The following is a 24612-nucleotide window of genomic DNA, read 5'->3' on the forward strand; positions in this document are numbered from 1 at the left end:
TCCTGCGTTCGCGCGGCCAAGAATCCAAGACGCCGGCGTCGTGGCCCAAGTGCACACAGAAGGCACCCATGACAGACGACACGCCCGCGCCGGCCCCCGCTCTGGAACTACCCACTGACGGCGGAGGCGACCGGAAGGTCATACCTCTGCTCCGGCCCAGCTAAACCAACCGCCTGCTCAAGCTGGCGATGATGACGACCCCGGCCCACGCGCGGCCTGAACGAGGATCTTCGAGATGGATATGACGAGAAGGGCCGCCGGCGGCAGGAGCCTGCCGAAGATCAAGGTGACGGCGGAGGACCACGCGCGTCTGACCGGCCTGGCATCGGCCGCCATAGACCGCATGCCGGAGGTAGCCGCCTACCTGGCGGACGAGCTCGACCGGGCGCAGGTCGTGCGAGCCGGGAAGGCCGCCGTCGGGTTCGTCCGGATGGGCTGCGAGGTCGAGTTCCGGGACGATACGACCGGCAAGGTCCAGGGGGTGACCCTCGTCTACCCGGGCGAGGCCGATATCAGCCAGGGCAGGATCTCGGTGCTGACGCCGGTCGGCGCGGCCCTGCTCGGCCTGAGCGCGGGGCAGTCCATCGACTGGGCCACCCGCACCGGCGCGGGAAAGCGCCTGACCGTGCTCGGTGTCCGCGAGCCGGCTTTCGCCTGAACCGAATGCGCGCCCGCCGCGCCCCAACCGTCCTCCCATGTCGAGATTCCGATGTCCGTGCCCGCCAGCCTCGAAGAACGCCCGCCGCTGATCATCCCGACGACGGACTTGCGGTCGCTGCGCGAGGTGGTGGTCGCGGCTCGGCCGCCCCACCCGCGGGCGGCCGTCGCGGCTTGGCTGGCGGAGGAGCTCGACCGCGCCACTGTGGTCGCGCCGGAGGCGATGCCGCGGCGCGCGGTGACCATGCACGCGCGAGTTGCGTACCGGGACGACGTCACCGACCAAATCGGGTGTGTGACGCTCGTCTACCCTGGCGAGGAGGATGCGGAGGCTCACGCCGTCTCGGTCCTCTCGCCGGTCGGGGCCGCCCTCATCGGCTTGTCCGAGGGGCAGTCGATCCGCTGGCGCACGCCATCGGGCGGGCTGCGCGGCCTGACCGTCCTTCGCGTGCTATTCTAGCCCTATGAGATCACCCTCGTCTTCCCTAGGCTGAGTTCTCAACGTCTATGGAAATGGTCCAGCCGCCTGATGGTCCGCTTCTACGTGATGATCGGACTATCAGGCCCGCGAGGTCGGAGGTCCGCAAGCGGCGCAATTGGGACCAATGATCTGTCCTCAACCGATGTTCTCTTCAACGATGCGGGCGAACGCCGCCCGGCGGCCGAGATGGGCGCACAACAGAATGTCGGCTTCCCGACCCACGCCCAAGTTCCGCCTCGGGCTCAGGCGGGAAGACGCGGTCGGCCGTTTCGTTACAGTCGCAGCTCCTTGCCATCCGTTGAGCTCGCGCTCATGGCGGCCTATGCACTGACCCCATGGAACTCCGAGCTTCCGCCGAACGCCCCCTGGCTCCCTTGACCAGCGCACCATTGGCCTGCAAACCGCCGCCTGCCAGAAACGCGGCGCCGTTCCTGCCGATGAGCCGCGCCGAGATGGCCGCGCTCAACTGGGACGCCTGCGACATCGTGCTGGTGACGGGTGATGCCTACGTGGATCATCCGAGCTTCGGCATGGCCATCATCGGCCGGCTGCTCGAAGCGCAGGGGTTCCGGGTCGGCATCATCGCGCAGCCCGACTGGCATTCGGCGGAACCGTTCAAGGCCCTGGGCAAGCCGACCCTGTTCTTCGGCGTAACCGGTGGCAATCTCGATTCGATGGTGAACCGCTACACGGCGGACCGCCGGCTGCGCCATGACGACGCCTACACGGCCGACGGCGAAGGCGGCCGACGCCCGGACCGCTGCACCATCGTCTACACCCAGCGCTGCCGCGAAGCCTACAAGGACGTGCCGATCGTGCTCGGCGGCATCGAGGCGTCCCTGCGTCGCATCGCCCACTACGATTACTGGTCCGACAAGGTACGTCGCTCGATCCTGGCGGACGCGAAGGCGGACCTGCTCCTCTACGGCAATGCTGAGCGAGCCGTGGTCGAGGTGGCGAACCGCCTCGCGGCCGGTGAGGCGCCGCACGAGCTCGACTCTGTCCGGGGCGTCGCCCTGTTCCGCCGCGTGCCCGAGCATTACACCGAGCTGCCCGCCGACGATCTCGATTCTGCGGACGAGGCCGCCGCCCGCCGGCCTGGCGAAACCGTGATCCGGCTCCCCGCCTATGACGAGGTCAAGGACGACAAGGAGGCCTATGCCCGCGCCTCGCGCGTGCTGCACCGGGAGGCCAACCCCGGCAACGCGCGCCCGCTCGTCCAGCGCCACGGCGACCGCGACCTGTGGCTGAACCCGCCGCCGATCCCGCTGACCAGCGACGAGATGGATGCGGTCTATGACCTGCCTTACGCGCGCGCCCCCCATCCGTCCTACGGTGACGCGAAGATCCCCGCCTGGGACATGATCAAGTTTTCGGTGACGATCATGCGCGGCTGCTTCGGCGGCTGCACCTTCTGCTCCATCACCGAGCACGAGGGCCGCGTCATCCAGAACCGCTCGGAGGGCTCGATCCTGCGCGAGATCGAGCGGATCCGCGACAAGACGCCGGGGTTCACGGGCGTGATCTCGGATGTCGGCGGGCCGACCGCGAACATGTACCGGATGGCCTGTAAGGACCCGAAGATCGAGGCGGCGTGCCGGCTGCCGTCATGCGTCTTCCCGGACATCTGTCCGAACCTGAACACCTCGCACGATGACCTGATCCGGCTTTATCGCAAGGTCCGCGAGGTGAAGGGCGTCAAGAAGGTGATGGTCGCCTCCGGCGTGCGCTACGACCTCGCGGTCAGAAGCCCCGAATACGTCAAGGAACTCGTGACCCATCACGTCGGCGGCCGTCTGAAGATCGCGCCCGAGCACACCGAGCGCGGCCCGCTCGACAAGATGATGAAGCCGGGGATCGGCACCTACGACCGCTTCAAGGAAATGTTCGACGCCGCCGCCAAGCAGGCCGGCAAGAAATACTACCTGATCCCGTATTTCATCGCCGCGCATCCGGGCACGACTGACGAGGACATGATGCACCTCGCGCTCTGGCTCAAGAAGAACGACTATCGCGCCGATCAGGTCCAGACCTTCCTGCCCTCGCCCATGGCGACCGCCACGGCGATGTATCATACCGAGATCAATCCGTTGCGGGGCGTGCGGCGGGGCAGCAGCGAACCCGTCGAGGCGATCAAGGGGCTGCGGCAGCGCCGGCTGCACAAGGCGTTCTTGCGCTACCACGACCCCGAGAACTGGCCCCTACTTCGTGAGGCGCTGCGAGAGATGGGCCGCGCGGATCTAATTGGACCGAGGCCGGACCAGCTCGTGCCACTCTCGCAGCCGCCGGGAACAGGCTTAGGCGCGGCGGGCAAGGGGCGAGGCCAGCCGCGACCCGTGCACCGCACGGGCGGCGGGCAGCGTTTCACGACGAAGGGCGTGCCGCTGAAAAAGTGACTGTCTCGCACATCCGATAGGCGGATGTTTCGATAGCGGCTTCTGATCAAGATCCCTCATCAGATGCCGGTCGCCGATGTCGGCACCGGAGCAGTTGGTCAGCAGATCAGAATGAACGGGCCGGGTGCGTCGCCGAAAGTCAGCATCCCGGCATGAAGCGAAGGTCTGGAAGTGGCGTGCCGCTGTTCGAACTGTGTTCGAACTCCTGACCCCTTGCAGACCTTCTGCCTTGCCGGTCCGGATGGCCGCTCCAAAGTAGGAAGCGGATTTGGCAGCGGCGGCCATGACATCAGCATGTTCGGACATGTCGGTGCCCACGGTGCCTATTCGGCCCTGTAGTGCTTGAATCGGCTCTGAGACGCTTACGCCACCCACAGGTCTCGACCTTGCACATTGTGTTGGCGTTCTTGAGAGCGTCAGTCGCGCCAACGAAGCGGCCCGTTCTCTACGAAGAACGTCCCAGCTAGTGCAAGGCGGTGCCTATGGCTTGACGTCATCCGGCCGAAGCGACTTCCAGGCTGAGGCTCAATCATGACACGCCGAGCCGATCCTCACCGTTTTACCGGCCCGCGACGGATCCTGAACGCTTCCAAAGCCTTACGGTATGGACGTGCCACACCTACGAAGCGAGAGGAGCCAGCCAATGTCGTTTGAGATTCCAGACACCGCTAAGCCCGGCGACATCCTCACGCCGGGTGGCAAGATCCTCTGCCGTGACCATGAGCTTCATGAATTCGGCTACTTCACCGTTACCTACGAGCAGGCTCAGATCGCGCGAAAGCACGGCTGGGGTTGTCGGGCCGGCGTTGTCCTCGACGGAGAGCACGACGACGAATGGAGCTGGGCCTACGCTGAGGAGGAGCGACGGGACGCGTTTCAGAATGGCGAGAAGCCGCCCCTGGTCCTGATCTACCGAGAGGCGCCAGTTTGCCCGCTCGATACACCTCCCTCCTGCCCAATCACAGCGGGTAGGCCGGCGTCTCCGTGACCTTTTGCTGACCTTCCGCCTCAAGGCTTTGAATGTCCGCTTCGCCCGAAAAGCGGACACGCAGTTGAGGTACTGGCAGCCTTCAACGCCGACTGCGGAACAAGCTGCGAGCCCTCGGCTTCCCCCGTGGTCAAGCGAGGACGCATGCACAACGACAGCGCTCACAACGTGAGATCCGACCGTAACAGCCGGAACTGGTTAGCTCCCGCAGTGATCGGATCGGCAGCCGTTTTGGGGGCCGCGGCGCTCTACTCGGCGGCTCAGGCGGCTGAGGCGGAGCGACGCTACCCACCTATTGGTCGCTTCATGACCGTGAACGGGGTCCGCCTGCACTACATCGAGCGTGGGCAAGGCGAGCCCCTGGTGCTCATCCACGGCAACGGCACGATGATCCAGGACTTCCTGGTTAGCGGCATCGTCGACGAGCTTGCCAATCGCTACCGGGTGATCGTCATCGACCGGCCGGGCTACGGCTACAGTGAGCGCCCACGCGCGCTATGGACACCGCGCGCCCACGCCACGCTCTTCCAAGCCGCGCTGGAGCGACTCGGCGTGGCGCAGGCTGTCGTGCTCGGGCATTCATGGGGTAGCCTCGTCGCGGTCGCCCTCGCGCTGCAGGCGCCGCAACTCGTGCGCAACCTCGTGCTGGCCTCCGGTTACTATTACCCGACGCTGCGCGCCGACGTCTTCCTGTTCTCGCCACCCGCCATCCCTGTGGTCGGGGACGTGATGCGCTATACCGTTTCACCAGTCGTCTCACGTCTGATCCTGCCAGGCCTGATCAAATCCATGTTCGCGCCAGCGCAGGTGCCTGAGCGTTTCGACAGGATGTTCCCGATAGCGCTGATGCTCCGCCCCTCGCAGTTGCGTGCGGCTGCCGAGGACGCGGCCCTGATGACGCCCGTAACCGTCGAGCTTCAGGGGCACTATCGCGAGCTGAGGCTACCGGCGGTGATTATCACAGGCGCGGACGATCAGATCGCTGATGTCGGTCGTCAGTCGGAGCGGCTCCACCGCGAATTGGCGGACAGCGAGTTCATCGCCGTTCCTGGCATGGGGCACATGATCCACCACCTTGCGCCCATGGAGGTGATCAGAGCCATTGATCGTGCATCGGAGAGGTCTCAGGCCAAGAACGCTTGAGGAGCGCCTGAGCGCGCCATTGGATTGCGCCATTCCACGTGGTCGCTCTCCTGCCGTTTCCGTTGATGCATGTCCTAGCGGAAGCCTAGGCGGACAGGATCGCCCAGCCGTGTAGACCGAGACTCACCCGCGCGGCGCATCGCCGTCCTCCGCTCCGACCGCCCCATCCCTCTGTTGAGGGGCGCAGGGCTCCTTGTAGGAAGTGTCATGGCATCGAGAAGATGCTGCTGGACCTCCGGCAAGGGGGCGTACCGCTTGCCAGCAAGTCCTGGTCACCAGGCCTGTCCCTCCCGCCCCTATGGCAGCTGTCAGGTGACGAGCGGCTAATCCGGCGACTCTGATCGAATGTCCGAAGGTGGCGCATCCTGGTCCACGAGTGGTGCTCAGCTGCCTGCCCACGCCGACGAGCTTGAAGATGCGCGGCCTACGGATAGACCCACTCTACCGCTCGTCAGTCACCAATCTGAATGCACGTCCGAGCTTGACGGAGGCTACGCCACGCCAGACGACAGCAGAAACTCGGTTTGCTCAGGGTAGTGGTCCACATGGTGCGTTCCAGGCTGCCACGCGCTCGACCTCTACACTTCCGTCGTAGCGTTGTACGCGACCTACGCAATCGCATCCGCTTTGCTCTCGTCGGCCTCCTGCTTCTCATCGGCTTGCATGTCGTCTCAATGGTGGCGTTCGAACGTCTCGACCTCGGCGAGGCGATCTGGCTGACCTTCACTACCATCACGACGACAGGCTACGGGGACTTCTCCGCCAAGACCACAGCAGGTCGTGCCTCAACTATCGTCCTGATCTACCTATCCGGCATCTTCCTGCTGACCCAGGCAGGTGGCGCCTTCTTCGAGTTCAGAATCCTGCGACGCGAGCGCAAACGACGTGGCGAATGGAGGTGGAACATGCGCGATCATATCGTCTTCGTGAACGCGCCCGCCGATGAACCCGGTGACTACTTGCGCCGTCTTCTCAATCAGCTTCACCGCTCGCATGAGAATTTCATCGGCGTGCCATCTTTAATCCTGACAGAGGCTTTCCCCGACGGCTTGCCGCCGGACCTTGAGGACGATCCACTCATCGTTCAGTTGAAAGGTCGTTTCGACGATCCAGCGGCTCTTGAGGCTGCTGGCGTCGACCACGCGCGCGTGCTCGTCATCCTGGCCGAACAGGAAGGCGACCGCCTCTCGGACAGCCGCACCTTCGACATCATCCATCGTCTGCGAGAGCGTGGCATCGATGCGCGCATTGTCGCGGAATGCGTGGATGACCTGAACCGGAAGCGACTGAAACGAGCGGGTGCCTCGGCCATCGTGCGGCCCCTGCGAGGCTACCCTGAGATGATTGTCCGTGCCATCGTTGCACCGGGGACAGAGTGGATTATCGAGCGTCTATTCTCCAGCGAAGGCGACGAGTGCCTGCGCTTTGACGTGCAGTTGCGGGATGTGCCCTGGCTCGGCATCGTTCCAGCAGTGCTTGCAGCCAATTTCGGAACACCGATTGGCTACGTTGACGCACAGGGTCAGCTTCATAGTAACCCGCCGCCCCAAACCCGAGTGACAGGTGAGGCTCTGTTCGTGTTGGTTGATGAGACGCAGAGGCCAAGCAATACAGCATTGCAGAAACTTATCGACAGCGTACCGTCTCATAGCACTAGTGAGAGTGCTTGATCGGAATAAAAATTCGATCGTTGGAAGCGAGCAGCGCGAGACCACGCACAGGCAGGCTTCTGATCCAAAGCAGACTTCGGAACGACTGCCGACGAAGGTCCGGATAGGTGGCCAATCGGCAACGAGTGCACCCGGCTAAGCCGACTTTCGGATCCGTGCCTCAACGGGTCAAAGATCAGACGCCTTCGATTACCTCAGCGGGCCCCCCAGGAGCCAATCCCCCTATTGACGCTGAGCAGCGGCGCGAATAAATGACGACAATCATGAAAAACGCGCGATGCACGGCGTGGAGGCAGGCGATGAAGGCGCGATGGATGCTCGGGCTCGCGGGGCTCTCCCTGGCCGGGTGCTCGCCAGGCGAGACGGCGGTGGCGCCCGAGCCCCCGTTGGTCCAGACCGTCGAAGTCGCGCCGGCGGTCGGCGGGATCGCGCGCTACACCGGCGTGATCCGGGCCCGCACCGAGAGCAATCTCGGTTTCCGCGTCGGCGGCAAGATCTTCGAGCGTCTCGTCGATCCGGGTGACCACGTCCGCCGCGGGCAGCCTCTGATGCGGCTCGACCGGACCGACTTCACCCTTGCGCTGAACGCGGCGCGGGCCTCGGTCGAGGCGGCGCGAGCGCAGATGATCAAGGCAAGAGCCGACGAGGAGCGCAGCCGCAAGCTCGTCGGCGAGGGGTGGACCTCGCGCCAGACCTACGACCAGAACAAGGCGGCCGCCGACGCGGCCATCGCCCAGTTCGCCTCCGCCGAGGCGCAGGCGAGCCAGATCGCGAACCAGGCCGGCTATTCCGAGCTTCAAGCCGATGCCGACGGTGTGGTGATGGAGGTGCCCTCCGAGCCCGGCCAAGTGGTCGCCGCCGGCCAGACCGTCGTGCGGCTGGCACGCGACGGTGCGCGCGAGGCGGAGATCTTCCTGCCCGAGGCGAGCCGCCGCCTTGCGACCGGTCAGGCCTCCGCCACGCTCTACGCCGAGGGCGAGACCACCTACCCGGCGCGGCTGCGGGAGCTGTCCGCCACCGCCGACCCGGCCACGCGCACCTACCGGGCGCGCTACATCCTGTCCGGTGGTGGCGAGGACGCGCCGCTCGGGGCCACGGTGACGCTCCGGCTGAAACCCAACGAGGCCAGCCGCCCGGCCTCTGTCTCGGTGCCGCTCGGCGCGCTGTTCGACGCGGGCGCCGGCTCGGCCGTGTGGAGGCTCGATGCGGCGACCAACACGGTCGACGCGCAGCCGGTCGCCGTCGCCCGCCTGTCCGAGGAGAGCGCCGAGGTCGCCTCCGGCCTGAGACCGGGCGACCGAATCGTCGCGCTCGGCGCCCACCTCCTCAAGGCGGGGCAGCGCGTGCGACAGGCGGCTCCGAGCATGACGGGTGTGGCTCGATGAGCCCTTCCGCCTTCAACCTCTCGGCGCTGGCCGTACGCGAGCGGGCGGTCACGCTCTTCCTGTTGATCGCCGTCATCGGGGCGGGCATCTTCGCCTTCGAGCGGCTCGGGCGCGCCGAGGACCCGACCTTCACCGTGAAGGTGATGGCGGTCTCGGCCGTGTGGCCGGGTGCCACCACCGACGAGATGCAGCGGCAGGTCGCCGACCCGCTGGAGAAGCGGCTGCAGGAACTCGTCTACTACGACCGCGTCGAGACCACGGTCCGGCCCGGCCTGATGCTGATGAAGGTGTTCTTCAAGGACAATATGCCCCCGGCCAAGGTCCAGGGGGAGTTCTACCAGACACGCAAGAAGCTCTCCGATCAGGCCTCCAGCCTGCCGCGCGGCGTGCTCGGGCCGCTGTTCAACGACGAGTTCTCGGACGTCTACTTCGCGCTCTACGCCCTCCAGGCCAGGGGCCAACCGCACCGCCACCTCGTGATGCGGGCGGAGGATCTGCGCCAACGCCTGCTGCGGGTGCCCGGCGTCGAGAAGATCAACATCCTCGGCGAGCAGGCCCAAAAGATCTTCGTCGAGATCTCATACCAGCGCCTCGCGACCCTCGGGATCACCGGCCAGCAACTCCTGGCCTCGCTCGCGAACCAGAACGACGTGACGCCCGCGGGCTTCGTCGAGGCGGACGGTCCCCGCGTGCACCTGCGTCTCGACGGCGCCATCGACGGGCTCGACGCGATCCGTAACCTGCCCGTGGCGGCAGGCGAGCGCAGCTCGAAGCTTGGTGACATCGCCGAGGTGAAGCGCGGCTACGAGGACCCGAAGACTTTCGAGATCCGCAACGGCGGCGAGCCGGCCCTGATGCTCGGCGTCGTGATGAAGCCCGGCTTCAACGGCCTCACCCTCGGCGGGGCGCTGAACGCCGAGGAGATCGCGATCCACCACGAACTGCCCACTGGCATCACGTTCAGCAAGATTACGGATCAGGCCAAGGTCATCGACGAGGCCATCCAAGAGTTCATGGTGAAATTCTTCACCGCGCTTGGCGTGGTGATCCTCGTGTCTCTGGCCGCTCTCGGGTTCCGCGTCGGCATCGTGGTGGCTTTGGCCGTGCCACTCACCCTGTCGGCGGTGTTCGTGGTGATGATGCTCATGGGCCGCGACTTCGACCGCATCACGCTGGGTGCGCTGATCATCTCGCTCGGCCTCCTCGTGGACGATGCCATCATCGCCATCGAGATGATGGTGGTGCGCATGGAAGAGGGCGCCGACCGGATCGCCGCGGCGACCTATGCCTGGAGCGCCACCGCCGCTCCGATGCTGACCGGTACGATCGTCACCATCGCGGGCTTCCTGCCCGTGGGCTTCGCGGCCTCGACAGCCGGGGAGTACGCCGGCAATATCTTCTGGGTGGTGGCCTTCTCGCTGATCGTCTCGTGGATCGTGGCGGTGACCTTCACCCCCTATCTCGGCGTCAAACTGCTGCCGAACATCAAGCGCGTGGAAGGCGGGCACGACGCGATCTACGCTACGAGGAACTACCAGCGCCTCCGCCGCATCGTGCGGATGTCCGTCGACCACAAGTGGATTGCTGCCAGCATTACGCTCGTCCTGTTCGCCGCAGCTGTGGTCGGCATGGGCAAGGTGGAGAAGCAGTTCTTCCCCAACTCGGAGCGCCCCGAACTCATCGTCGAGGTGACGCTGCCGGCGGGCTCCGCCTTCGCGGCCACCGAGGCCACGGTGAAGCGGGTCGAGGCGGCCGTTCGCGAACTGCCGGAGGCGCTCGAGATCACGAGCTACATCGGCCAAGGCATGCCGCGCTTCGTGCTCTCCTTCGATCCTGAACTGCCAGACCCCGCCTTCGCGCAGATCGTGGTGCAGACCGCCGACGCCCATGCCCGCGACGCGCTCCGGGCCAAGGTGCGCGGGCTCGTCGACGGGGGTCGCTTCCCCGAGGCGCGGGTTCGTGTGCTCCAGATCGTGTTCGGGCCGCCGGTCCGCTTCCCGGTCGCCTTCCGCGTGGTCGGGCCGGATCTCGACGTCATCCGAGGCATCGCTGCCGAGGTGGCCGAGGCCATGGCCACGAACCCCAACATGCGCATGATCCACCTCGACTGGGGCAACAAGACCCCGAGCCTGCATCTCGCCCTCGACCAGGAGCGCCTGCGCCTGATCGGCCTGACGCCGAAGGAGGCCGGCCAGCAGCTGCAGAGCTACCTCAACGGCACGCCCGCGACCCAGGTGCGCGAGAACCTGCGCTCGGTGGACGTGCTCCTGCGCAGCCCCGGCCCCGAGCGGCGCTCGCTCGGCGATATCGGCGACCTGACGCTGGCCACGAAGGACGGGCGTCAGGTGCCGCTGTCGCAGGTCGCGCGGCTGGAGAGCCGCAGCGAGGACGCGGTGCTCAAGCGTTACAACCGCGAGACCTACATCCGGGTGCAAGGCGACGTGCTCGACGGCAAGCAGCCGCCGGACATCCACGCGCAGGTCGCCCCGCTGCTCGATCCGATCAAGGCGAAGCTTCCGCCGGGCTACCGCATCGACTCGGCCGGTGCGGTGGAGGAGAGCGCCAAGGCGATGACCGCCCTGGTGGCCGTGTTCCCGCTGATGCTGATCGTAACGCTGACGGTCATCATGCTGCAGGTGCGCTCGTTCACGACCATGTTCATGGTGTTCGCCACCGCCCCGCTCGGCCTCGTCGGTGCGGTGCCGACGCTGTTGATCTTCCAACAGCCCTTCGGCTTCAACGCGATCCTCGGCCTGATCGCCCTGTCGGGCATCCTGATGCGCAACACTCTGATCCTCGTGGACCAGATCCACCACGACCGGGCGGCGGGCCTGTCGGATTACGAGGCCCTCGTCGAGTCGACGGTGCGGCGGGCCCGGCCCGTCATCCTGACGGCGGCCGCCGCGATGCTGGCCTTCATCCCGCTCACCCACTCGGTGTTCTGGGGGGGCGCTCGCCTACGTGCTGATCGGCGGCGTCGGCGTCGGCACGCTGCTGACGCTGCTGTTCCTGCCCGCGCTCTACGCCCTCTGGTTCCGCGTGGCGCGCGAGCCGCGCCAGGGGACCGTCCCGACCGGCGCCGGCCCGCTGCCGCATCCGGTCGAGTCCTGAGGCAACGCCGTTCAAGCCCGGTGGCGGGCCACAGAGATCGCAGGCCCGGTCGGGTCTGGGATGCGCCGGCCGGTCTGCGCTTCCGCTCACCTCGCGCAGGCCGGTCGTTTGTCGTTCACCGAGAGTATCGGGGATGGGCCTTCTATAGATGACGTCTTGCATCTATATGAGGTGCTGGACAAAAGGGATCAGATGATGCCGAGAGTTTCGCAGGAGCAGGCCCGGCTCAACCGCCAGCGCGTCGTCGAAGTCGCCGCGGCCCTGTTCCGCGAGCGCGGTCTCCACGGCGTCGGCGTGGCGGACATCATGGCCTCCGCTGGCCTGACCCATGGCGGCTTCTACGGCCAGTTCGCCAACAAGGAGGCCCTGGCGGCCGAGGCGTTCGACGCCGCGATCGCCGAGGAGCGGCGCGGGGACATCGATACCATCCTCGAGAACTACCTGTCCCTCGGACACGTCCGTGCGCCCGGAAAGGGGTGCCCGCTCGCGGCCCTGGCGAACGACGTCTCGCGCGAACCCTCCGACAGCCCGGTTCGGAGCCGCTTCACCCGCGGCGTCGAGGCCCTGGCTGCGATCCTCGCCAACCTGACGCCGAGGGCGTCCCGGGAGCGGCGTCGGCAACGCTCGCTCGCGACGCTCTCGACGCTCGTCGGGGCGGTCGTCCTGGCCCGGGCCGTCAACGACGAGACGCTGGCGGATGAACTGATCCAGGCGGCGCATTCCTCGGTCGCTCCGTAGGGAATCCGAGGACGGCGCGCCCTCCGTCACACGACCCCGATCGATAGGCATCATCTCGATGCATCCGCGCCGCTCGACGATTCCGGACGAGCAGGGCCTCATGGCGGGCGCCCGCATCGAGGGCCGATCACTCCGGATGCCCCACCTCCGCTGCCATTTTTAGATTGCGATCGGCATCTAAATAGATTACGAACACCATCGTACCGGCAGCCACTGCTATCAGCGCTGCCGATCCCCGGCCGATCGTGGGTCCTCCGGACCCGACCTTCGGAGTGCTCCCGACAAGGTACACGGATGGCTGACGAAGCGCTCTCGCGCGGGCCGGCGCCTTCACGCACGCGGATCGTCCAATGGGACGATCCGCGTTCCACCGCCGAGGCGGGACGAAACCTCACGGGACTCGATTTCCTGCGTTCGCTCATCGCGAGGGACATCCCGGCGCCGCCCGCGATCCTGCTGCTCGGGATCGAGTTCGTGTCAGTCGATTCCGGCTCGGCGACCATGCGCATGCCGGCTGCTGAGCACCTCTTCAATCCGTTGGGCTCCGTCCACGGCGGCGCCCTCGCCACGCTCCTCGACAGCGTCATGGGATGCGCCGTGCATTCCACCCTACCGCTCGGACGCGGCTACACGACGCTCGAGTTCAAGGTGAATTTTCTGCGCGCGGCGACCGAACGATCCGGCTTGCTGACGGCCGTCGGCGAGGTCGTCCACGCCGGTCGTCAGCAAGCGGTGGCCGAAGCCCGCCTCAGCGATGCGTCTGGTCGCCTGCTGGCGACCGCGAGCACCACCTGCCTCCTGTTCAATCTGCCGGACGGGCGTTCGTCCCCCGCCGCCGACTGACCGAGCTCGACGCTGCAGCCTACCCACCGACCGATTCGAGGCCAGCCCATGACGTCACGCCAGATCGTTCTCTGCCACCCTGTCCGCACGGCGATCGGGGCCTATGGCGGCAGCCTCAAGGACGTCGCTGCGACCGAGCTTGGCGCGGTAGTGATCAGGGAGACCTTGCGCCGTGCCGGCCTCGACGAAGGCCGGCTCGGCAGCGTGACGATGGGCAACGTCGTGCAGGCCGGCAACCGCATGAACCCGGCCCGGCAGGCTTCGGTGAACGGCGGCGTGCCCGTCAACGTGCCGGCGCTGACCGTCAACCGCGTCTGCGGCTCGGGGGCGCAAGCCATCGCGACGGCGGCCGACGAGATCCGGCTCGGCCATCACGACGTCGCAGTCGCGGGGGGCATGGAGAACATGGACCGGGCGCCGTACCTGATGGAGGGCGGGCGCTGGGGCCATCGGATGGGTCACGCCCGGATCCTCGACAGCATGCTCAACGACGGCCTCGTCGATGCCTTCTCGGGCGAGCATTCCGGCTGGCACACCGAGGACGTGGCACTCAAGTCCGGGATCGGCCGGGAGGCGCAGGACGCCTGGGCGGCTCGTTCACAGGAGCGGTTCGCGAAGGCGCAGAGTGCGGGCGCATTCGATGCCGAGATCGCGCCGGTTGAGTTCAAGGGCCGCAAGTCCGTCGAGACCTTCGCGCGGGACGAGGCGCCGCGTCCCGAGACGAGCATCGAGACGCTGGCGCGGCTGAAGCCAGCCTTCCGCAAGGACGGGACGATTACGGCCGGCAACGCGCCGGGCCTCAATTTGGGCGCGGCCGCGATGGTCGTAGCCGAGCGGAACTTCGCCGAGACCAACGGTCTTGACGCCTTCGGCCGCCTCGTCGCCTACGGCGTCGGCGCCTGCGAGCCGGGCCTGTTCGGGCTCGGGCCCGTTCCGGCGGTTCGGCAGGCTCTGGAGCGGGCTGGCTGGTCGCTGGGTGACCTCGACAAGGTCGAGATCAACGAGGCGTTCGCGGTGGTGCCGCTCGCCGTCGCGAAGACGCTCGGCCTTCCCGAGGACATCGTCAACGTCGAAGGCGGGGCCATCGCGCACGGCCACCCGATCGGCGCGACCGGCGCGGTCCTGACGACCCGCCTGCTCCATTCCATGCGCCGCGACGGCCTCCGGCGCGGGCTGGTCACTCTCTGCATCGGCGGCGGCCAGGGCATCGCGCTGGCTATCGAGGCGGCCTGAACCGGGACGCCCACCTCACAGACATCATGAGGGCTCCGCCATGGACAGGCTCACGCGCCGCCTGCTGGAAGCGCCCATCCTGCCGACTTTGGCCCGGATGGCCGTACTCAACATGGCGGTGATGGTGGTCCAGACCTCGGTCGGCCTGATCGAGACCTACTTCGTCGCGGGCCTCGGCACCGACGCCCTCGCCGGCATGGCCCTGGTCTTCCCAGTGGTAATGCTGGTCCAGATGCTCTCCGCGGGCGGCGTGGGCGGCGGCATTCAGTCGGCGGTCTCGCGCAGGCTCGGCGCCGGACGGCAGGCGGAGGCGGAGCTGTTGGCATGGCATGCGGCGGCTTTGGCCTTGAGCCTCGGCGTTACGACTAGCCTCCTCGCCCTGCCGCTCGGACCCTCCCTCTATGCGGCGATGGGCGGAACCGGCGGCTCGCTGGAGACCGCGACGGCTTACGCGAACGTCGTCTTCGGCGGGGCGATCCTGATCTGGCTGTTCAATGCGTTGTCGGCGGTGATCCGCGGCACCGGCAACATGGCGCTCCCGGCCCTCGTCACCTGCGTCGGCGCCGTCGTGCTGATCCCGCTCTCTCCCGCGCTGATCTTCGGCTGGGGGCCGTTTCCCCGCCTCGGGGTCGTGGGCGGCGGCGTCGCGTTCGCCGCTTATTACGCGGCGGGCTCGGCGGTGTTCGCCGCCTATCTCTGGTCCGGCCGCGGCGTGCTGCGCCCGAGGCGCCGCCTACCTCGGCTGGAATGGGCTCCCTCGCGCGAGATCCTGCGCATCGGCCTGCTCTCAGGCATCGCCAGCATGACCTCGAACGTCACGGTCATCGCCGCGACCGCATTCGTCGGAACGGCGGGGTCGGCGGCGGTCGCCGGGTACGGGACGGCGGCGCGCCTCGAATACCTCCTAGTCCCCCTCGTGTTCGGCCTCGGCTCGCCGATCGCCGCACTCGTCGGCACGGCGCTCGGCGCCGGCCACCACGCTCGCGCCCGTTGCGCCGCGCTGACCGGCGCCGTCGTCGCCGGCCTCCTGACGGAGGCCATCGGGCTTGGCGCCGCCCTATATCCGGCCGGGTGGCTAACTCTGTTCGGGGACGACCCGGCGATGCTGGCGACAGGCGCGGCGTACCTGCGACTCGTCGGCCCGTTCTACGGCTTCTTCGGCTTCGGGCTGGCCCTCTACTTCGCCGCCCAAGGGGCCGGCCGCGTCGGCTGGCCGCTCGCCGCCAGCCTGCTCCGGATGAGCGTGGCGCTCGGCGGCGCCGGGATCGCCTCAGTGCTCGGGCTTGGCCTCACGGGGATATTCGTCGCCCTCGCCGCCGGCTTCGCGACCATGGGCCTCGTCAACGCCCTCACCTTCGCTACGGGACGGATGTTTCCGACTGAGCCGGCACCGCCAGCGTTTGTGACGCCCGCTCCCACCGGCACAGCGGTGCGTCACCGCACCCGACCGCCGGGCCGGAGACCGCGCTAACTTGCCAATATAAATTATCATTATAATTTAAAACTCCGATGCGGTCGCACGGGAGATCCCTTGGGAGGCCGCTCTGAGGAGGCCATCATGAGCCAGACGTCCACCAAGACCGCCATCGTGACCGGAGCGTCGTCCGGGATCGGCCTGGAGACCACCAAGGCTCTTCGGGCCGCCGGCTACCGCGTCTACGGAACGAGCCGGAAGCCGGCCGCCTCCGGTGCGATCACGATGCTCGCCTGCGACGTCACCGACGACGCTTCGGTCGCCGCCATGATCGAGACGGTCTTCGGTGAGACGGGCCGCATCGACCTTCTGGTCAACAATGCGGGCTTCGGCATCAGCGGCGCGGCCGAGGAATCCTCGATCGGGCAGGCTCAGTCGATGTTCGACGTCAACCTGTTCGGCCTGATCCGCACGACGCGCGCCGTCCTGCCCATCATGCGCTCCCAGAGATCCGGCCGCATCGTCAACATCAGCTCGGTCATGGGCTTGATCCCTGCGCCGTTTATGGCGCTTTACGGTGCGAGCAAGCACGCGGTCGAGGGCTACTCGGAATCGCTCGATCACGAGGTCCGCGGGCAGGGCATCCGGATTGTGCTCGTCGAGCCCGCCTTCACCCGCACCAGCTTCGACCAGAACCTCGTGCAACCCGACGTCCCCCTAGACATCTACGCGGCGGATCGCACCGGTCGGGACCGCTTCCTGGGCGAGGTCATGAAGAGCGCCGACGCCCCCGAGGTGGTGGCGAAGGTTGTCGTAACGGCAGCCACCGCGGCAACGCCCAGGCGCCGCTACACCGCGGGATCAAAGGCGCGCAAGGTCAGCTTGCTGCGCAGGTTCGTGCCGGTCGGCGCCTTCGACAAGAGCTTCCGCAAGGAGATGCACCTTTCCAAGATCGCATGACACCGGGACTCATCGTTGCCATCAGGCATGGCGGTCTAGCGACATGATCAGCAGCCTCCTCACTCGGAGCTTCGACCCGCGATGGCTCGGAGGTCTGTTTCGGGTCCGAGGGCGGTTCAGCACTCGCTCACTCAAGGTCTGCTCTTGGCGCACAGCCGAACAATCCGCATGTGAACTCCTGACTGGCCTTCCAATCTTCCCGAGTATGCGCCGGACGCTTGACAGTGCGGGTGTCGAGCCTCCCTCGGCCGGTCAGGTCAGCTGCTGCTTGGCGCCCTTCACTGCCGGACCGCCCGCTCGACCTGCACGAGGACATCGAGCGCGCGCCAGGGCTTGTCCAGAAAGACGGCTCGTTCAGGAAGCTCGGCGACGCGATGGCCCATGCCGCCGGACGTGACGACGAGGTGGACGTTCGGCCAAGAGTTGTCGGCGAGGCTCGCGAGCTCGATGCCGTTCAGCCCGCCCGCCAACTGAACGTCAGTGAACAGCATAGCGACGTCGTCTGCGTGTTGACGCATGATCGCGATCGCCTCTTCCGCACACGTGCAGGCCAGAACGTCGAGAGCAGTCTCCTCCAGCATCGCTACGGCAAGCTCTCGAACCGTAGGGTCATCCTCAACCACAACAACGAGCTTCGTCGGCAGGGACGATGCTGATCGAATGGGCTGCTGCTTTTGGCTGACAGCGTCGCGCTGATGAAGCAGGAGTACGAGCGAAGCAAGTTCGTCGGGCAACTCGACGTCGGCAAGGCCGGCATAGGCATCGGCTAAGCCGTGGGCAACGCCGTGGATGGTAGTGCGGACAGGCTCGTAACTGCTGAGATGAAAGGCATGGTCGGCTCGACGCATAGCTTCTCCCTGCCTGGAAGCGAGCAATCCTGCGCCCCAGGTGTACGTTTAATCCATGTGGGTCTCTTGCCTTTCGAACGAAGCCGAATGGATCTGGTTTCAATCGCGCTAGCGTAAAATTAATATTGCAGTGCAACGGCATTACGCTCTGCGTCTCACACGTCAGCTAGCCGGCGCTGCCTGTCCTGTGCCTGCCACGCAGTCTGCACCTCCTCCAGGGCCGCCTGAGAGGCTGGATCGCGCCGGGGGCGGTGCTCGCCAGGAGAACCGGCCCAGGCTCCAGTAATGAGCCGTAGCCGTCCGGATCTGCCCAATGAAGACTGTAGAGCGAGCCGGTGGCGACAAGTGCCTTGTCCGGATGCACCTCGGGGCGCACCTCGCGGCTCTCGGTCGCCAATTGCCAGATGGCCTCCATGCGAGCAGCCGATCCTCCGGCCGAGGCGGCGGGTCGCGGGCGTAGGCTAGTAGCGCCTGGCTGCCATCGAGGGCGAACACCGGGTCGATCGCCGGCTTTACGATATGCTCGACCCGCTCGGTCGGTTGGACATCGTGGATGCGACGCCGCGGTACTCATCGATGAACGGCATGTCGTCCACGGCTTGGTCGCTCAATTCGACCTCCCTCGTTGCCTTATCAAGGCACGTTTTCGCCGCGCGCAGCAGATCTACGAATGGGACTCTGTGCGATGTCGGCCCCGTGGCGCGATAGAATTTGGAACCGCCCCCGGGTCCAAGGCTGAAGTGCGACCAAGCTATGGGGCTGCATCCGACCCTCGTCGGCTGTTCGCCGCACCCGCTCTCAAGAAGTCGGACGCGGTTGGCAGCCTTTGACGGTGCTTTCGGGGCGTGAGACACCGCCTGCATGTCGAACACGCCGACCCGCAACGTCTCCCTTACGGCCGAACTGGATGTTTTCATCCACGCTCAGGTGGCCTCCGGCCACTACTCAAATGCCAGTGAGGTGGTGTGTGCGGGTCTGCGCCTTCTAATCGAGCGTGACTGCGCGCTGACTGCCCCAGCGCGGTCGACGGTCCGCAAGAGCGCCGGCCTGGATCATCGTCAGGGTCGCTGAGCTAAATGACCGCCCCACGATCCGCCTCAACGCTCCCGCAGGAGTTCCTCAACAACATCGTCGCAGTCGAGAGCATCGCCGCAGTGCCGACCATCCTCGATGTGGTCTGCCGCACCACCGGCATGGGCTTTGCGGCCGTCGTTCGTGTGACCGAGGAGCGCTGGGTCGCCTGCGCCATCAAGGACGACATCGCCTTCGGCCTCAAGCCGGGCGGCGAACTGCCCATCGAGACGACCATCTGCCACGAGATCCGGCAAAGCAGTACCGCCGTTGTCATCGACCACGTCGCCGAGGACCCTGCCTTCTGCGCGCATCACACGCCGGCGCGGTACGGCTTCCAGAGCTACATCTCGATGCCGATCGTGCTGCCCGATGGCACGTTCTTCGGCACGCTCTGCGCCATCGATCCCAAACCCGCCAAGCTGAACACGCCGGCAATCGTGGGTATGTTCAAGATGTTTGCCGACCTGATCGGCTTCCACCTTGACGCGAACCAGCGCCTCGCCTCACGCACTGCCGAGCGTGACCTCTACGAGAACATCATTCAGTCCGATGCGGAGCCGATCTGCGTCTTCGACACGGAGTACCGGCTGATCGCCTTCAACAAGGCCCACAACGACGAATTCTTCCGGGTCAATGGCTTCTACACCAAGATCGGGGACGTGTTTCCCGACCTGTTCATCCCGGAGCAGGCCGCCGCGATGCGTGCCAACATGGCGCGCGCGCTGGCAGGCGAAGCGTACACGGTTGAAGCGGTGTTCGGCCGGGCCGAGTACCAGCAACCGTGCTGGGAGATCACCTACGCGCCCCTGCGCGACGTGACGGGGCGCGTCTTCGGTGCCTTCCACCAAGCTCGTGACATCAGTGCGCGTCTCAGGGCGGAGGCTGAACTCCAGGATGCACAGGACGTGCTACGGCAGTCGCAGAAGCTGGAGGTGATCGGTCAGCTCACCGGCGGCGTGGCGCACGACTTCAACAACCTCCTGACCGTCATCAAGTCGTCCACCGACCTCCTCAAGCGGTCGGGCCTGTCCGAGGAGCGCCGCGCGCGCTACGTCGAGGCGATCTCCGATACCGTGGACCGCGCCGCCAAGCTGACGGGCCAGCTTCTCGCCTTCGCGCGGCGGCAAGCACTCAAGCCCAAGGTGTTCGCGGCCTGCGATAGCGTACGAGCGCTCTCCGAGGTGCTCGCTACCCTGACCGGCTCACAGGTTCGGATCGTGACCGAACTGCCGGAGAAAACCTGTTACGTGAACGCCGATCCCAACCAGTTCGACACGGCGCTGGTGAACATGGCGGTCAACGCCCGCGATGCGATGGAGGGCGCGGGGCAGGTCACCATCCGCGTTGAGGCGGTCGAGCAGATGCCGCCTGTGCGCACGCATCCTGCGGTTCGAGGGCCGTTTGTGGCGGTCTCGATCAGCGACACCGGAAGCGGCATCCCGAAGGATTCGTTGGAGCGGATCTTCGAGCCGTTCTTCACCACCAAGGGCGTGGGGCAAGGCACCGGCCTGGGCTTGAGCCAAGTGTTCGGCTTCGCCAAGCAGTCTCACGGCGAGGTTGTGGTGGCGAGCGAGGTCGGGCACGGCACCACCTTCACGCTTTACCTCCCTCGCGTCGGGGGCGAAGTGCAGATGCCGGATCGTGGTGAGGCGGAGCCTCCGTCGAGTGGCTCTGGCACCTGCGTGCTCGTAGTCGAGGATAACGTGGAGGTCGGGACCTTCGCGACGCAGACACTGGCTGAGCTTGGCTTCGCCACGGCCTGGGCCGCCAATGCTCAGGAAGCGCTGGCGGAGCTGACAACGGGTGCAGGTCGATTTGACGTGGTGTTCACGGACGTGATGATGCCCGGGATGAACGGCGTCGATCTCGCCCGTGAGATCCAGCGCCTCTATCCGGATCTACCTGTCGTCCTGACCTCCGGCTACAGCCACGTTCTGGCGGAGAAGGGGACCGATGGCTTCGATCTTCTGGACAAGCCCTACTCTGTCGATCAGCTCGCGCGCACGCTGCGCAATGCGATCAATCGGCTGCGCCGCTAGCCTACGGGTGACGTGTAACGTCCGGCTCTGGGTGGCAATCCGACTTCCGCATTCCACCCTGAGCAGGCATGGCCTCAGCCTGTCTGACTGAAGGGATCGTCTCACCGCAGACCGAACCGCCCTGCCCTTGCATCCGCCGTCTTCCGCGTGTGGCACGATCCGGACCGGAGGCGGATGTTGCTCTCGTCCAGCCCAGCGCCGCCATCCTGCAGCTCCGCGATGTGATCGCAGTAGAGGCGGGTGCCGGTACGGCCGCAGTCGTTGCAGCGCTTGGTGTAGTGGTGGGGCACGTGCTCCAGGAGCAGGGCCTGCTCCTCGTCCCTATAGGCCACCCACGTGTCGGTGCCAGGCCGAAGAAAGCGTCTAATGATGCACTGCGGCACAATGTGCGAATGTTTTTGGATATTTGCCGGCTGTCTATGGTTGATCATGCAACTCTCCCTAAAAGGAATTGCGATGATCAAGCTCAGCCTCGCCCTGGCCGGGGCCGTGGCGTTTGCCTCGCCATGCATGGCGCAAACGGCCCTTCCTACCTCGCCCCCCCAAATCTCTACCGACTATCCTGAAACCACTGGCGCACTCGTCGGGGGCCAGAACAACACAGGTGGCGTCGTCGATGTGATCATCCCCCGTGGAGCTACGGGTGCCGACACCTATCAGTCGAACTCTGCCGCGGCTGGAAACGCTAACCAGCCATCCCGTGCTGTACCGCAAGGTAGCGGAGGTGGTGGCAGCGGGAACGGCGGCGGAAACTGAGGCTGCTTCCTTCGGCTACAAGCCCGTCCGGCCCGTGCCGGGCGTGGCTTGCCTGATCGGGTCTAACGGTGCGCCGCCGTCCCTGTGCTCGCTGATGTGGTCGGCGTAGAGCCGGATCCTACCGCGTCTGCCATGGGCCGCGCAGCCCAGGGCCTGAAACTTCCATCCGGCGCGCTTCAGCACCTCTTGGCGCCATGCCTTGTGCTCGGGGGTGAGCAGTTCGGGATTTGATACCTTTCGGTGCTGGGCGGGCCGTGCGCGTATCCAGGGTTCCGAGAAGCAGCGAGAGAGCGGCGAGGCAGGCCAGTCCTATCCCCAACCGAGCTGGGCCGCGACCCGGCCGCTGGATTTTCGGACCCTTGCGCTAGGAAAGCTGGGGGCCGCGACCGCCCGTATCGTTTTGGGGCTCCCGGTGTCCCCCGTCCGTTGGAAACTCGGATCGGCACTCTACACCCCAGGCAGGGGCCGCCGTGTGGCAGCGGCTCCATGGCTGGCCCAACTCGCGGCCAACCGCCGGGAGGCAATCCCTCGCCTGCTGGAGGGAACTTAGCAGCGCAGGATCACCTTGCTCTGGCATCTGCCAACCTCACCACGGAGATCGATGATGCTGCGGTATGCCCCGCTAGGACTGGGCTTGATGACGATCCTGTTCGCCCACGCAGCGGCTGCTCAGGGCAAGCCCGATAACCCACCCGATAGTGCGTCGACACCGCCTGTGGAGTTGAAGATCACCAAGCAGGATGGGAAGGCCGTCTGCTCTCCCACTGAACTCCGCCTTCCAGCGAACTCGAACGTGACGATCAACATCGTCAGTCAGTCCGACTCGCCGGTGATGCTCACGTCACCGAACCAGTTCAAGAACGATCAAGTTCTGCACCATGATGGCGATCTCGCACATGCCGCCAGCGGGGACGGCTACACGGTCAAGCAGAACGGCAAGGGTGTATTGAAGCTAAGAACGCTGGCGGCGGGCGAGCAGGAGTACGGATGCGCCAGCATCAACAATCAGAAGGAAGTCTTTCGGGGTAAGTTGATCCTGAGCCCGCCGTCCGGCTGAGTTCGATTTCGGTGGCCGCAGCGATGAGGGAGGGCTTGGCCTCTTCGGCTGCTCAATGAATTGCCCCGCAGCGGGCCATCCGCTCGGGGCGCATCTCTCCAATCGCGAGAAGCGGCAGGGCCTATGGTGGCCTCACGTCCATTCACTCGTCACCACCGAGCTATTCCGCTTCGTTCGTGGGACGCCCAAAGAACACTGGGCGTAACCAATCGAAAGTAGACGTCGCGATAGATCCTTGCCGTTCTATAAACAGTCTCAGTGCGTGTTGAGGTCTGGTAATTGTAGCATAGCAGCGAAGCCGAGTTCGCTTCATGGTGCGGACGGCCATTTGGGGCAGGAAACGGACACGCGGATGCTGTCGACCCTGACGGCCAATCACGGACTCGATAGCCGTATCCTATGGTGTTCGTGCGTCCTAGACGTAGGATGCGCGGCCATTACCGAACGACCATTCGTCCCGCTCGTTCGACGAAAGGATGACCTGCACATCCTCTCGTCTCAGGCCGGGCTTCTCGACGAGCCGATCGGCGATCGCTTCGTAGAGCAGCTTCTTGGTGGCCGTATCACGCCAGTTCCCGGCGACAATGTGGATCAGAACGATGTCCTCGGTTCGATGGATTCCAAGATAATCGGCATCGAAGATCAGATCGTCAGGATCATGCTGACTGATGATTTGAAAACGGTCCCCTGGCGGCACGCCATAAGTTTCCATCAGCGCTTGGTGAATTCCATCCGCGATGGCTCGCACGTGCGACTTGGGTTTGCCTGTGAGGAGCGAAATGCGAACGAGCGGTATCAGCAATACGATCCTTGTCATCCAATGACGATGGAGCGCGGGTGAATGCTCACAAGGTAGGCTGAACCGGATCGTCGTCGCTACAGGTGGCGTCCGCTAAAGGTAATGAGCAGTCGTCACGTTGATCGCGAGTGGCAGTCCTTTCAGAATCGCCCGCTTGCCTTCCGCGCCTCGGCTAGGAGGCGCCTCGTGTCCGCAAGCGTGGCCTGCAATGCGGCCTGCTCCGCCTGTACATCGGCAATCAGGCAGGCCGTCCGTTCCATCTCAGCCTGCGCTTTATGCCAGCGCCGACGCTGGTCCGGCGGAGATGGCTGCTTTCCCTCTTCCAGGACCTCCGAGAATGGCACTTCCAGCAAGAGATTGCCGCTCGCATCCATGATCTCGAAGGTGTGCCGGTATGGGTTCGCTTTCTCTCGCAGCAGATCAGCACTTATAGCTGGAACAGCCGCATAGGCTTCGAGGTAGGCACTTTCCACCCCGTCCAGATCAAGTCCGGTATCATCCTGCTCCCATCCGTTGTGGCTACGTAAGTGGAAGAAGAACCGTGGCATCGGCCTCTCCTAGGACGCCCTTGGTGACCAACATCTAATCCCGGCATCCACCGCAAGGGTCACTGGTGGGCGACCCCGTTCCAATGACTGGCACACCTGCTAACGTAGGCCGTCAACCTATGTTATGCTTCCAAAATGAGCGTCGACGAAACCGACCTCGAGATGGTTCATCGGCATGTCCGGGAAGGCGAGGAGCACCTCGCCAAACAACGGGCTCTCATTGCTCGCCTAAAGCTATCCGAACTGCCCACCGAAGAAGCTGAGGCACTGCTACACACCTTCGAGGACCTTCAGGGCCAGCACAAAGCTCATCTCGCGCGGATCGAGGGCGGCTGAGAGCAACTTGGCCCCTCGGGCATGCTCGCACTGAATCAGCGTGTCGGCAGTCCGGTTGCCGAAAGCGGACAAGTCCCCGTGTCAGACAAGGTTCGGCAGCAGGAATCAGATGCTCTTGCGATGAACGTCCACATCG

At 65.6% G+C, this 24612-nt stretch carries 21 protein-coding genes and 1 pseudogene; 18 read left to right on the top strand and 4 right to left on the bottom strand.

The window, feature by feature from the left end; translation table 11 throughout:
- Positions 1–235: 235 nt before the first annotated feature.
- The 13 genes and pseudogenes from rnk (FHU13_RS06350) to FHU13_RS06410 all read left to right on the top strand — a co-directional run bounded on the left by rnk (FHU13_RS06350) (position 236) and on the right by FHU13_RS06410 (position 17019).
- The gene (gene rnk, locus FHU13_RS06350; protein WP_409518480.1) at positions 236–658 is read left to right on the top strand and encodes a nucleoside diphosphate kinase regulator; all 423 of its coding nucleotides are present in this window, start codon (positions 236–238) and stop codon (positions 656–658) included.
- 51 nt (positions 659–709) lie between these two features.
- Positions 710–1117 carry a nucleoside diphosphate kinase regulator gene (gene rnk / locus FHU13_RS06355; protein WP_183435020.1) on the top strand — a complete coding sequence of 136 codons (408 nt, stop codon included), beginning with the start codon at positions 710–712 and terminating at the stop codon, positions 1115–1117.
- Positions 1118–1473: 356 nt separating this feature from the next.
- On the top strand, positions 1474–3534 hold the full coding sequence (locus FHU13_RS06360) for a YgiQ family radical SAM protein (RefSeq protein WP_183435021.1): 2061 nt from the start codon (positions 1474–1476) through the stop codon (positions 3532–3534).
- Between the two features lie 643 nt (positions 3535–4177).
- Positions 4178–4522 carry a hypothetical protein gene (locus tag FHU13_RS06365; RefSeq protein WP_183435022.1) on the top strand — a complete coding sequence of 115 codons (345 nt, stop codon included), beginning with the start codon at positions 4178–4180 and terminating at the stop codon, positions 4520–4522.
- A 144-nt stretch (positions 4523–4666) separates the two neighbouring features.
- Entirely contained in the window at positions 4667–5665 is a 999-nt protein-coding gene (locus tag FHU13_RS06370; RefSeq protein ID WP_183435023.1) for an alpha/beta fold hydrolase, read from the top strand.
- A gap of 545 nt (positions 5666–6210) precedes the next feature.
- Positions 6211–7335 carry an ion channel gene (locus FHU13_RS06375; RefSeq protein ID WP_183435024.1) on the top strand — a complete coding sequence of 375 codons (1125 nt, stop codon included), beginning with the start codon at positions 6211–6213 and terminating at the stop codon, positions 7333–7335.
- A 299-nt stretch (positions 7336–7634) separates the two neighbouring features.
- Positions 7635–8720, top strand: a complete 1086-nt coding sequence (locus FHU13_RS06380; protein WP_183435025.1) for an efflux RND transporter periplasmic adaptor subunit — start codon at positions 7635–7637, stop codon at positions 8718–8720.
- A pseudogene (locus FHU13_RS06385) lies at positions 8717–11831 on the top strand (efflux RND transporter permease subunit). The gene FHU13_RS06380 and the pseudogene FHU13_RS06385 overlap by 4 nt, the downstream one beginning before the upstream one ends.
- A 195-nt stretch (positions 11832–12026) precedes the next feature.
- Positions 12027–12569 carry a TetR/AcrR family transcriptional regulator gene (locus tag FHU13_RS06390; protein WP_183435026.1) on the top strand — a complete coding sequence of 181 codons (543 nt, stop codon included), beginning with the start codon at positions 12027–12029 and terminating at the stop codon, positions 12567–12569.
- A 294-nt stretch (positions 12570–12863) separates the two neighbouring features.
- Positions 12864–13412 (top strand): PaaI family thioesterase, encoded by a 549-nt coding sequence (locus tag FHU13_RS06395; RefSeq protein ID WP_183435027.1) that lies wholly within the window; start codon positions 12864–12866, stop codon positions 13410–13412.
- A gap of 48 nt (positions 13413–13460) precedes the next feature.
- Positions 13461–14645, top strand: a complete 1185-nt coding sequence (locus tag FHU13_RS06400; protein WP_183435028.1) for an acetyl-CoA C-acyltransferase — start codon at positions 13461–13463, stop codon at positions 14643–14645.
- Positions 14646–14685: 40 nt separating this feature from the next.
- The gene (locus tag FHU13_RS06405; RefSeq protein WP_183435029.1) at positions 14686–16116 is read left to right on the top strand and encodes an MATE family efflux transporter; all 1431 of its coding nucleotides are present in this window, start codon (positions 14686–14688) and stop codon (positions 16114–16116) included.
- Positions 16117–16203: 87 nt separating this feature from the next.
- A complete protein-coding gene (locus FHU13_RS06410) occupies positions 16204–17019 on the top strand; it encodes an oxidoreductase (protein WP_183435030.1) in 816 nt (271 codons plus the stop codon).
- Positions 17020–17297: 278 nt separating this feature from the next.
- Here FHU13_RS06410 and FHU13_RS06415 read toward each other — a convergent pair whose 3' ends face one another.
- Entirely contained in the window at positions 17298–17867 is a 570-nt protein-coding gene (locus FHU13_RS06415) for a response regulator (protein WP_183435031.1), read from the bottom strand.
- An 861-nt stretch (positions 17868–18728) separates the two neighbouring features.
- Here FHU13_RS06415 and FHU13_RS06420 point away from each other — a divergent pair.
- A complete protein-coding gene (locus tag FHU13_RS06420; RefSeq protein WP_183435032.1) occupies positions 18729–18938 on the top strand; it encodes a type II toxin-antitoxin system ParD family antitoxin in 210 nt (69 codons plus the stop codon).
- Between the two features lie 5 nt (positions 18939–18943).
- Positions 18944–20980: an ATP-binding protein gene (locus FHU13_RS06425; protein WP_183435033.1), complete on the top strand. Its 2037-nt coding sequence runs from the start codon at positions 18944–18946 to the stop codon at positions 20978–20980.
- Between the two features lie 101 nt (positions 20981–21081).
- Here FHU13_RS06425 and FHU13_RS06430 read toward each other — a convergent pair whose 3' ends face one another.
- Positions 21082–21312 (bottom strand): HNH endonuclease, encoded by a 231-nt coding sequence (locus FHU13_RS06430; RefSeq protein ID WP_312889554.1) that lies wholly within the window; start codon positions 21310–21312, stop codon positions 21082–21084.
- A gap of 311 nt (positions 21313–21623) precedes the next feature.
- Between FHU13_RS06430 and FHU13_RS28525 the strand changes: the two genes are divergently transcribed.
- Entirely contained in the window at positions 21624–21845 is a 222-nt protein-coding gene (locus FHU13_RS28525) for a hypothetical protein (protein ID WP_183435035.1), read from the top strand.
- A gap of 528 nt (positions 21846–22373) precedes the next feature.
- Complete coding sequence (locus FHU13_RS06440) at positions 22374–22793, top strand: anaerobic typically selenocysteine-containing protein (RefSeq protein WP_312889556.1); 420 nt, start codon at positions 22374–22376, stop codon at positions 22791–22793.
- Between the two features lie 415 nt (positions 22794–23208).
- Here FHU13_RS06440 and FHU13_RS06445 read toward each other — a convergent pair whose 3' ends face one another.
- Entirely contained in the window at positions 23209–23595 is a 387-nt protein-coding gene (locus tag FHU13_RS06445; protein WP_246714509.1) for a tautomerase family protein, read from the bottom strand.
- A 137-nt stretch (positions 23596–23732) separates the two neighbouring features.
- Positions 23733–24140 (bottom strand): DUF6894 family protein, encoded by a 408-nt coding sequence (locus FHU13_RS06450; RefSeq protein WP_183435037.1) that lies wholly within the window; start codon positions 24138–24140, stop codon positions 23733–23735.
- A gap of 135 nt (positions 24141–24275) precedes the next feature.
- On the opposite strand from FHU13_RS06450, the gene FHU13_RS06455 reads away from it, so the two are divergent.
- Positions 24276–24476 (top strand): hypothetical protein, encoded by a 201-nt coding sequence (locus tag FHU13_RS06455; protein ID WP_183435038.1) that lies wholly within the window; start codon positions 24276–24278, stop codon positions 24474–24476.
- The last annotated feature ends 136 nt before the right edge of the window (positions 24477–24612 follow it).

This window comes from Methylobacterium sp. R2-1 (assembly GCF_014191355.1).
Taxonomy (GTDB): domain Bacteria; phylum Pseudomonadota; class Alphaproteobacteria; order Rhizobiales; family Beijerinckiaceae; genus Methylobacterium.

Excerpts from the sequence above, each read along its gene's own strand:
- FHU13_RS06455 (WP_183435038.1), top strand. The coding sequence starts at position 24,276 with ATGAGCGTCGACGAAACCGACCTCGAGATGGTTCATCGGCATGTCCGG.
- FHU13_RS06360 (WP_183435021.1), top strand. The coding sequence starts at position 1,474 with ATGGAACTCCGAGCTTCCGCCGAACGCCCCCTGGCTCCCTTGACCAGC.
- FHU13_RS06400 (WP_183435028.1), top strand. The coding sequence starts at position 13,461 with ATGACGTCACGCCAGATCGTTCTCTGCCACCCTGTCCGCACGGCGATC.
- FHU13_RS06440 (WP_312889556.1), top strand. The coding sequence starts at position 22,374 with ATGACGATCCTGTTCGCCCACGCAGCGGCTGCTCAGGGCAAGCCCGAT.
- FHU13_RS06450 (WP_183435037.1), bottom strand. The coding sequence starts at position 24,140 with ATGCCACGGTTCTTCTTCCACTTACGTAGCCACAACGGATGGGAGCAG.
- FHU13_RS06390 (WP_183435026.1), top strand. The coding sequence starts at position 12,027 with ATGCCGAGAGTTTCGCAGGAGCAGGCCCGGCTCAACCGCCAGCGCGTC.
- FHU13_RS06410 (WP_183435030.1), top strand. The coding sequence starts at position 16,204 with ATGAGCCAGACGTCCACCAAGACCGCCATCGTGACCGGAGCGTCGTCC.
- FHU13_RS06420 (WP_183435032.1), top strand. The coding sequence starts at position 18,729 with ATGTCGAACACGCCGACCCGCAACGTCTCCCTTACGGCCGAACTGGAT.
- FHU13_RS06405 (WP_183435029.1), top strand. The coding sequence starts at position 14,686 with ATGGACAGGCTCACGCGCCGCCTGCTGGAAGCGCCCATCCTGCCGACT.
- rnk (WP_183435020.1), top strand. The coding sequence starts at position 710 with ATGTCCGTGCCCGCCAGCCTCGAAGAACGCCCGCCGCTGATCATCCCG.
- FHU13_RS06370 (WP_183435023.1), top strand. The coding sequence starts at position 4,667 with ATGCACAACGACAGCGCTCACAACGTGAGATCCGACCGTAACAGCCGG.
- FHU13_RS06375 (WP_183435024.1), top strand. The coding sequence starts at position 6,211 with ATGGTGCGTTCCAGGCTGCCACGCGCTCGACCTCTACACTTCCGTCGT.
- FHU13_RS06425 (WP_183435033.1), top strand. The coding sequence starts at position 18,944 with ATGACCGCCCCACGATCCGCCTCAACGCTCCCGCAGGAGTTCCTCAAC.
- FHU13_RS06395 (WP_183435027.1), top strand. The coding sequence starts at position 12,864 with ATGGCTGACGAAGCGCTCTCGCGCGGGCCGGCGCCTTCACGCACGCGG.
- FHU13_RS06415 (WP_183435031.1), bottom strand. The coding sequence starts at position 17,867 with ATGCGTCGAGCCGACCATGCCTTTCATCTCAGCAGTTACGAGCCTGTC.
- FHU13_RS06365 (WP_183435022.1), top strand. The coding sequence starts at position 4,178 with ATGTCGTTTGAGATTCCAGACACCGCTAAGCCCGGCGACATCCTCACG.
- FHU13_RS06380 (WP_183435025.1), top strand. The coding sequence starts at position 7,635 with ATGAAGGCGCGATGGATGCTCGGGCTCGCGGGGCTCTCCCTGGCCGGG.
- rnk (WP_409518480.1), top strand. The coding sequence starts at position 236 with ATGGATATGACGAGAAGGGCCGCCGGCGGCAGGAGCCTGCCGAAGATC.